This is a genomic window from Nostoc sp. ChiQUE02, from assembly GCF_034531305.2.
GTDB lineage: Bacteria > Cyanobacteriota > Cyanobacteriia > Cyanobacteriales > Nostocaceae > Nostoc.
In genome coordinates, this window is record NZ_JAVRBN020000059.1 from 23,524 (window position 1) to 29,626 (window position 6,103).

The 6,103-nt window shown below is 38.8% G+C and carries 6 protein-coding genes and 3 pseudogenes; all 9 read left to right on the plus strand.

Features of this window, described 5'->3' with window-relative positions; translation table 11 throughout:
* Positions 1-654, plus strand: coding sequence for a PEP-CTERM sorting domain-containing protein (locus RM347_RS31795; RefSeq protein WP_322720681.1), 654 nt, complete (start codon positions 1-3; stop codon positions 652-654).
* A gap of 276 nt (positions 655-930) precedes the next feature.
* Positions 931-1,887, plus strand: a complete 957-nt coding sequence (locus RM347_RS31800; protein WP_322720679.1) for a hypothetical protein — start codon at positions 931-933, stop codon at positions 1,885-1,887.
* Positions 1,888-2,288: 401 nt separating this feature from the next.
* Positions 2,289-2,690 (plus strand): fluoride efflux transporter CrcB, encoded by a 402-nt coding sequence (gene crcB, locus RM347_RS31805; protein WP_322720678.1) that lies wholly within the window; start codon positions 2,289-2,291, stop codon positions 2,688-2,690.
* 62 nt (positions 2,691-2,752) lie between these two features.
* A complete protein-coding gene (gene crcB, locus RM347_RS31810; protein WP_322720677.1) occupies positions 2,753-3,169 on the plus strand; it encodes a fluoride efflux transporter CrcB in 417 nt (138 codons plus the stop codon).
* A 466-nt stretch (positions 3,170-3,635) separates the two neighbouring features.
* The gene (locus RM347_RS31815; protein WP_322720676.1) at positions 3,636-4,622 is read left to right on the plus strand and encodes a bestrophin family protein; all 987 of its coding nucleotides are present in this window, start codon (positions 3,636-3,638) and stop codon (positions 4,620-4,622) included.
* A gap of 229 nt (positions 4,623-4,851) precedes the next feature.
* Positions 4,852-5,012: pseudogene (locus RM347_RS31820) on the plus strand (IS701 family transposase); the annotation flags it as partial.
* 33 nt (positions 5,013-5,045) lie between these two features.
* The gene (locus RM347_RS31825) at positions 5,046-5,180 is read left to right on the plus strand and encodes a hypothetical protein (RefSeq protein ID WP_322720675.1); all 135 of its coding nucleotides are present in this window, start codon (positions 5,046-5,048) and stop codon (positions 5,178-5,180) included.
* 225 nt (positions 5,181-5,405) lie between these two features.
* Positions 5,406-5,804: pseudogene (locus RM347_RS31830) on the plus strand (IS110 family transposase); the annotation flags it as partial.
* A gap of 115 nt (positions 5,805-5,919) precedes the next feature.
* A pseudogene (locus tag RM347_RS31835) lies at positions 5,920-6,051 on the plus strand (zinc ribbon domain-containing protein); the annotation flags it as partial.
* Positions 6,052-6,103 lie beyond the last annotated feature (52 nt).

The following is a 6,103-nucleotide window of genomic DNA, read 5'->3' on the forward strand; positions in this document are numbered from 1 at the left end:
ATGAAACTTCAAAAAGTGTTGCTTGCGATGGTGACTTGTTCATCCATTCCCTTTGTGTTTGCAGTCTCATCCGCTCAAGCTGCCGATTTCGCATTCAACGCGAAATTTAGCAATGGATATTCAGCCAAAGGTTCTTTTACAACTAAAAGTGGGACTCCAGCTTCTTTCTCGGAAATTAATCCAAACTTTCCATCGGTTCCATTTACAACTCAATTTTTACAATCTACGTCCTTATCGATTTTCGACTCTACTAATAAACTTCTTCAAAGTGGTACTGGGGTTAGCAATGGCATCTCAACTAATGCATATTTGCGTTTAGATTATGATAGTTCTCTAACTAATAATCTTCCAGCATTAAATGTCAGCACGGAGACCCCTAGCCAAAATCCGTACTACTTTATCGGCAATAACGTCGATCCAAGGGGTACATCTGTTGCACCTGGTAGCACTAATTACAATCTCTTTTTGTATGACAGAACTACTGACAAATATACTTTTTTAGGCGACACAACTAGCATTAAGGCAACAGCTGTCCCTGAACCTTCTTCAGCAATCAGTGTACTAGCACTTGCTGCTAGCGGTTTTGGTTTTGCTTTGAAACGAAGGCTAAATCAGGAGACTAAATCAAAATGTCCCGCAACTAATAACATCTAGCAATTAGCAATTGTTTCTAAGTTCTTGAAGTGAAGAAAATTTTGATTTTGAGTCTGTGCATATATTTGCAAAAGGCATCAACTTTCAGGAAGAATTTGAATTTCTGATGAAATATCCTGTTCTGAAACTTTAACTACTTCGTCTTCAGGACTTCCGCCAGGAAAATATTTAGCTACTAAAGCGAGCTGTGTCATGCAATACTCTTTTATACCTAAGATTGGGTGCAATCCTATTCGTTTTCGCCCAAGCATTCAACCTAGTTTTTGGTTGGGTTCAATGCTCGCTCCTTTTTTGTGCTTTACCTCTGCACAAGCTCAGGTAATCGGGCAAGATATTACCTCGATCGCTACTGATACTGTTTCGTTTCCTACTATATCTATTAACAACGTTGCAGGTGACAGCGAGTTTGCAGGTAGTACTTTTACTCTCAACTTTGGAGGGCAAATTCAATCTATTACAGAATTGACAACCGCAGGGGGCAGCACAACGCTTAGATCCATTCCTGCTTTTGTAGAGATTCGCCGTAACCCTGCTACAGATGGCAGAAAGCTAGCTTACTATCAAGGCAGTTTTGACTCTTCCTCTAATACTTTTAACTTTTTAAGTTTAGGCCCACTTCCTGAGAGAACGTTGTTTAGTATCAATAATATCTTGGCAGGGCCAGATAACGTTTTTACTAATACAGGTGCAAATTTAGCTGGCACACCTTACAACGGTAACGCTAGCATTGAGCGACTTGACTTCGTACTTCTTAGACCAGTGAAGGCAAATAAGAAAATTGGCTTTACCGTCTTCGAGCGCGGATTACCTACTGGACACGATGGTTTTGGTATTGCGGCGATTACAAGTGTGGATAGACGCGGAAATCCAACTTCCTACGGGCCAATTTACGTGATAGCAGCTTCCACCTGGGGCAAAACACCACTGCAAGACCCGATTCCACAATATTATTTCCTGAACAATGCTGCCAATAATAATCGTGGAATTCCGATAAACCCTGCACTCACTATTCCACCGAACCAAGTTTTAGGAGGTATTCTGATTCGTACCGACGAACTGGTATCACCAGGGCAAAAGGTCTACGGCTATTCACTGTTTGCTCCTGATGTTACTTGCACTCCCACAACACTACTGAATGTCGCTAATTCTTGTTTTCCTACGAACACTGGAACGAACGGAGGGATAGATTTAGCTGCACCTAATCTCGGTGCCGTCTTTTTGGAGAGTGAATAAGCGGCGAAAAACTTTTACAAAAACGCACGGTTGTTCGCATGACTGCTATACGAAGAGATGCAAGAATCAGCAATCGCGTTTTATATCTAGATGAGTAAGTTTGATGGCGCTTAGTTAACTTGAATATAGCAGAGGGTACAGAGCGTTTTCAGAGTTTTTGCTTAAAAGACTTAATACATACAAGTTGTGAATATGTAGCTGGAGGACAGGACGCGCCCACCAAATATCTAAAAATGCCGTAATTCCATGATTTTATGGGGTATGCCTAAAAGTTATAAGTGTGATGCTCATAAAGCATTAGACGTTACGGATTTGTCCTATTACCCTGATATTTGATGGTTATCAATTTTCATGAATTGAATTACGTAACAGTGAATATAACTAGCTAAGGAGTGTATTAATTGCTGCAAAATGTTACTTTGTTTGGTGTACTTGCGATCGCGATCGGTGCAATTCCTGGGGCGGTGAGTCGTTATTACGTGACTGAATTTTGTAAAAGAGCCATAGGTACGAACTTTCCTTACGGCACTTTTATTATCAATTTCACAGGCTGTTTACTAATGGGCTTTTTCTTTACCTTGTTTAAGGGAATTAAAGGATTGCCACCTGAGATAGATTTGCTAGTAAGAACTGGTTTTTTGGGTGCTTATACAACCTTCTCAACCTACGGATACGATACATTGACGCTGTGGCGTAATGGTAAGCAAGGAGCCACCATTTTTTACTGGGCAGGCAGTGCGATGTTAGCGGTAGTTGGTATTATATTAGGTCGGGATTTGGCACAGCTAATTGTCGGCTCATAACGATTTGCTGAAACAAAAATACCAATCTCTATTCAATTTTCAAATTACAAAGGATTTTAAGAATGCAAAATACTTTTATTCGCACTGTCATGGCAATCGCTTTAGGTGCGATTCCTGGTGCTTTAGGACGCTACTTTATAACTGAATTGACCAAAGCAAGTTTTGGAAAAGATTTTTCCTACTATGGTACATTTTTTATTAATGTCACTGGGTGTTTTATCATTGCTTTGTTTTACACCTTAAACGAGCAAAAATTTAAAACCCTCTCACCGGAAATCCGGTTAGCGATCGCCACTGGTTTTTGTGGTGCTTATACCACTTTTTCGACTTACGGATTAGAGACTTTTACCCAAATAGATAAAGATAATACAACAATAGCTTTAGTTTATTGGTTAGGCAGTATGATAGTTGGAATACTTGCTGTGCAATTGGGTGTAATTTTAGGTAAGCTTAATTCTAAATCCAGTATTACTGATTAATTAGGATGGAGCAAAGTCCAATAAAAAAGATGAGCAAGATGTCATCCAACAAAACCAGTAATATCAAGTCCAGATGATTACTAATAATTTCCATTAACCTTATAAAGCCTTCTTATACCCTCTCAATAAGGCTACTGTGTACACACAAATCGTAGTTGCTTTTGAGATCGGGGTTTTACCTCCCTTAATCCCCCCGATGCATTGAGGGGAAACAAGAAAATTTAGTTCCCTCCCCAATACATACGAGGAGGGTTAGGGTGGGTAATTCGACAGACTCATATAATTGGATAACTTGTGTGTACACCGTAGCCTTGTAAGAAAAGGGGTAGGGGGTGAGGTTTTTTCTCACAATTAATTCGGGACACGATCTAAAATCATCGCGCAAATATGCAATGCCCCAGATCCGATTAAGCTAACATCTAGCGGCATAAACACAACTTTAAGATGAAGCCAGTCCTTTTGCTTCATGTGGCATGACTGGCAAATAATAGGTAAATTACGTATAGGAAGTCGAGGGAAAATGAAACTCATCAGGAGATCAACGTGGTTAGATTTAGCAATTGATTTAAGAAGTTCAGTGATTCATGCCATTTGGCGACGAGTACTAGCTACTATGATATTTGCCTTGATAATTGCGATCGCCTATCATAAGGGATTTGCCGTCAATCAACCTACTCTAGCTGGTTTAATCCCTGGAGTCGTCCTTGGGCTTTTACTGGTTTTTAGAACTAATACAGCTTATGAAAGATTTTGGGAAGGTTGTAAAATCTGGTATAACTTGCTCAGTGCTAGCCGGATTCTATGCCGAAATATTTGGGTAATTGTACCAGTAAATAATCCTGAACATTTGAGAAGAAAAATATCTAATATTCGATTAGTTGGACTATTAATAATCGCCATTAAATCACATCTAAGAAATCAAAATATCGATGATGCTACTTTTCAAGAAATAATTACTCAAGAGCAGCGTCGGCAATTAAAGGTAGTTAATAATATACCCTTAAAAATTATTAATCTAATTGCCGAATATTTCGGACAACTTTTTGATGAAAGAGCCGATATATCTAACATGATTTGCAACAGGTCCTTTATTGAATTAAATCGTAGTTTAGACCAAATAACCATGCTAATTGGTGACTGCCAGCGAATTTTAGATACACCGCTACCTAGATCTTATTCAATTCATTTAAAACATTTATTACTGTTATATTGTTTTGCTTTACCTTTTCAATTTGTACAGGCACTAGATTGGTTCACTATCCCGACCGTAGGAATTATTAGTTTTGCACTTCTGGGAATAGAAGATATTGGAGTAGAAATTGAAAATCCTTTTGGTTACGATATCAATGACTTACCTTTAGATAGGTTTTGCCAAGAATTACAAGCTGAAATTGAAACAGAATGGATTAATTGCGAACCCAATTTTTCTTACTACGACACTAATATTTTATGAAATTACATAAATTTTTATGGTTCTTCAGTACCTAGTATGCCAAAAGTATACTTAAAAAAGGAAATAAACATGAATATTTATCTAAAATAATGACTAAAAGCTTTGTCATGGTTAACTTCTAGTTTTGAGTTAATGTTTAGTTTAATTATAATTAAACTAAACTTAAGATATACTCCGCTTCTGTCACTTTCCGGGTATTCTGGATAAAAGAATAAAAAAGAAAATCCTGAAAAATGTTTTAAATAATCTGCCTCTAATCGTCAACCACTCTTACTATTTTGGTTGATTTATCCCTGGCTCGATATTTTCCCTAATTCACAGTTATTACTGGGATTCAATCATTTAATTGCAGCCATGAATCAATTTAAACCCTGTTATGCTTCTGGATGATTTAGCTTCTTTACTACTTGCTTATTCCGGAAAGTGACAGAAGCTGTTTACGGACGCGCTCGCTTCCGTTATGGATGGAAGAAACAAGTCAACTCGTCTTCCCTTCTGCCTTCTGCCTTGTTTCTTAGGAGCAGACGCACTGGCGGCACTGCCACCCGCTTTGAATGAAAGAAACTAGTTTGAGGCGAGTAATCAAAGGTTACATTGATAATTATCCTGACAGTTAAAACCGAACCCACAATAGTGTGTTGAGCCTGATTAAGAGCATGGTTCTGGGGCTTGATGGCTATGACATTGGTGAAGGAAAAGTTTCCTATCCCGTTTGAAAGATTATCTATGAATCCATCCCCAGGTCAGGACATACATCAATAATCATACCAGGGTGATAGCTAGATGAAATTGTCGCCAAACCAAGAAAATAATCAGCCTATAAAGAAAGAAAAAACCGATTCACATCTGGAACAAATTAACCAGAATGCCGCAGGTATCGACTTGGGTGGTGCAGAACATTGGGTATGCGTTCCCACAGATAGGGCCGAAAAAAACGTGCGGCGGTTTGGTTGCTTTACCCCAGATTTGACGGCAATGGCTGATTGGTTAATTGAGTGTAGAGTCAGGACAGTAACAATGGAGGCAACAGGAGTCTATTGGATTCCAGTATTCCAGATTTTGGAAGCTAAAGGTCTAGAAGTAAAACTGGTAAATGCTCACTATGTCAAAACTGTGCCAGGACGCAAAACAGATGTCAACGATTGCCAATGGTTGCAGCAGTTACACACTTATGGACTATTATGAGCAAAAATACCAGCAACTGATGCTCAAACACCTCAAGCAAAAAGCTCAGGCTCTTGGCTTAGAACTCATTCCTATTTCCCACCCCACCGAATGTGTTTCTTGAAAGAGGGGTAAAACTTGTTCCAACTGTGGACATATTCTAGATAGTTTAGATTTGTCAGTTAGAGAGTGGCGTTGTCCCACTTGTCAGTCGATTAATGGACGCGACGAAAATGCCGCTAATACCATTTCACGAAAAAAATGATAGAAATAATTAAGGAATAAATATGAACGAGCGAAAATGCCTGGAGTCACCA